The sequence below is a fragment of the Pseudonocardia xinjiangensis genome, assembly GCF_012911925.1.
GTDB classification, from domain to species: Bacteria; Actinomycetota; Actinomycetes; order Mycobacteriales; family Pseudonocardiaceae; genus Pseudonocardia; species Pseudonocardia xinjiangensis.
The window spans coordinates 1-2874 of the sequence record NZ_JAAXKY010000279.1 but is presented as its reverse complement, the minus strand read 5'-3'; the positions used below and the strand labels follow the sequence as shown (position 1 = coordinate 2874).

2 protein-coding genes are annotated in these 2874 nt (G+C 69.8%); both read right to left on the bottom strand.

The features are described from left to right. A partial coding sequence (locus tag HF577_RS36950) for a right-handed parallel beta-helix repeat-containing protein (protein ID WP_169400644.1) occupies positions 1-1630 on the bottom strand: 1630 nt, incomplete at its 3' end. Next, the coding region (locus HF577_RS36945) for a glycosyltransferase (RefSeq protein WP_211175426.1) at positions 1627-2874 on the bottom strand (1248 nt) is incomplete at its 5' end. The genes HF577_RS36945 and HF577_RS36950, both read right to left, overlap by 4 nt.

Here is a 2874-nt window from a genome sequence, read left to right as displayed (position 1 = left end):
GGGCGTGGTCGATGACGGTGCCGGAGATGGTGGTGGCGGCGCCGACGTCGATGCCGGTGGTGCCGCCGGTGATGTGGCCGCCGATGATGCGGGTGTCGGGGCTGAAGGTCCGCACGGTGTCGAAGGCCACGCCCTCGGCGACGAGGTCCTGCACGAGCACGCCGGTGGTGTCGGGGGTGGCGACGATGCCGTCGTGGCCGCCGCGCAGTCTCAGCCCGGTCACCGTGACGGTCCTGGCGCCGCGTTCGATGCGCACCCCGGTGGCGGAGTCGCTGACCTGCACGCCGGTGACGGTGACGTCCCGACCTCCCACGGAGACCCCGGCCACCCGGGCGCCGTGGAACGTGGAGTCGCGCAGCGCCAGGCCCTGGGTGCTCTTCTCCACCACCAGGCCCCGCCGGCCACCGGTCGTCCGGATGTGGTCCAGCACCACGTTCGTGCTGTTGATGTGGGTGAACACGCCGACCGGCTGGTCAGTCGCACTGAAGTTGGTCACCACCGTGTCGGCCGAGCGGCTCACCCGCAGACCACCCGACTTGTCGGCGGCGGTGGAAACATCGGTGACCTGAGCGCCCGTCTGACCGATGAGGACGAGTCCGAACCTCCCGTTGCCCGTGGTGGACACCTGGGTGATGAGGCGGCCGGCGCTCCCCGCGGTCAGCCGGCTCGCGGGTCCACCGGCTGGCCGGCCCGCGGTCTCCGCCGCGACGACCATCCCGTTGCCGCCGTTTCGCTCGGCCCGGATGCCGGTCATCATCGTGGCGCGATCGCCACGCAGGACGATCCCGTCGCCGACGGAGTCGCCGACGGTGACCTGGTCGAGGCGCACGGCGTCGGAGCGGGACAGTTGGAGCCCGGTGCTGTTGCGCGCCAAGGTGGTGCGGACCAGTGCGCCGCTGCTGTCCGCGCCGAACACCACGGCGGCCCGCCCGCCGTCGCCGATGTCGGAGTCCGGGGCGGGGGTGCCCAGGTCGGTGATGGTGGTGTCCGTGGCATCCAGGTGTCCGCGGGCGGACACCACGATCGAGGAGCGCCCGGCAGCCGGGGCTGCACGTTGGCCGGTGGCCGGGTCGGCTGAGGTGATGGTCAGCCCGCGCAGGCTCAGCCGCCCGCCGCCGGTGTAGAGGGACGCGGTGTCGGCGGTGCTGGAGCCGCCGGCGAGGGCGAGCGTGCGGATCCCCGAGACGTCCCCGGCGATGTCCATCGCGGTGCCCGGGGTGAGGACCACCGTGGCGGCCAGCAGCGCCGTGTCGGCGCTCTCACGCAACCAGGTCGGGGGCAGGGACCGGTCGAGCACGGGCAGGGTGACCGGGCCGGGACGCAGCGGAACCTGCTGGGCGAGGTGCCCGTCGGCCACCACGTCGACCCGGGTGGCGCGCACGATCGCCATCCGCGTCGGCCGGCCCCGCCCCTCCCACGCCGCCCGGATCCGGCCGGCCGCGGCTGCCCGGTCCCCCGGGTCCCCGCCCGGCGGCGGTTGGGCCGGGAGCATCGAGGCGGCAGGCGCAGGCGAACCGGCCGTGGCGACCGACGGCGCGGTCACCAGGCCGACGAGGGTGCTGAGGGCACAGGCGAGCAACAGCCAGAGGCTGTGCCGGTGAGACCGGGACCGGTCCCGGGTACGACTCATGCGGAGATTTCCTCCGGTGTGGACTGGTCGCCGTCAATGCTGGTCCGCACGACCACACCGTTCTCCACAGCCACCTCACGCGTGAGCCAACGCTGCTTCCGGATCGTGCACAACGCCTGAATCTTGATCAACGCCATCAACCACGACACCACCACATAACCCGGAATATAGAAAAACGACGACGGCCGCCGCCGCAGATGCGGCAACAACTTCGCCGACCGACTGAGCTGCCACCACAACGCCAACACCACCACGAACACCCAATGCCCCGCCACGATCGACGACACCATGAACGCCAACCCCAGCAACAACGTGAAACACGCCACCGCCTTGTCGATCATCGTGTACGCCAAAAACGGATGCCGCCACACCCACCGCCGCGACAACGCCCGCAGATCCGACCGCCACGTGTTCCGCGCCCACCGCAACCGCTGCCGGCAGAACACCCGCCACCCGTCCGGGAACGTCGACCACACCTCCGCACTCCGCTGCATGTACGTCCCATGCCCACGCTCCAAGATCAACGTGGTCAACCGCTTGTCATCCCCCGACAGACACGGCACCCCCCAGAACGTCTCATGCATGAACTCGTCCTCGACCTCCACCAACAACGCCCGCCGATACACCGCCGTGCGCCCCGACAGACACGACACCGCCTGCCCCAACAAACTCTGACTCGCGTTCTCATCGAAATACCGATGATCCAGGAACATGTCCGTGATCCGCGCCAAGAACCCCGACGACCCGTACACACTCTGCCGCGTCCCGACCCCCCCGATCCGCGGATCAGCAAACGGCTGACACACCTGCGCCGCCACATCCGGCGCCCAGATCGTGTCCGAATCCACCAACGCCACCAACTCGCTGCTCGCCGCCCGCCACCCCCGCCGCAACGCATCCCGCTTCCCCGGCACCTCGGTCACCACCACCGTCACCGGATACCGGCCCGCGATCTCCCGACACACCACATCCGAGGCATCGATCACCAAAATGACCTCGACAACACCCTCATTCGCCAACCACGACTCCACCGCCGCGGTGAACACCACCGGATCCTCCTGATACACCGGCACCACCACACTCACCGGCAACCGGAAATCATTCACCACCGGCCGATACAACACCGCCGGCACCCGCCGCACCAACCAGCACGACCACCGCACCAAACCCAGCACCCCCAACGGAGTGCCCAACACGTAGTAATAAAGCGGCAGACTCATGCCCGCCCGGCACCCCCCACCGCC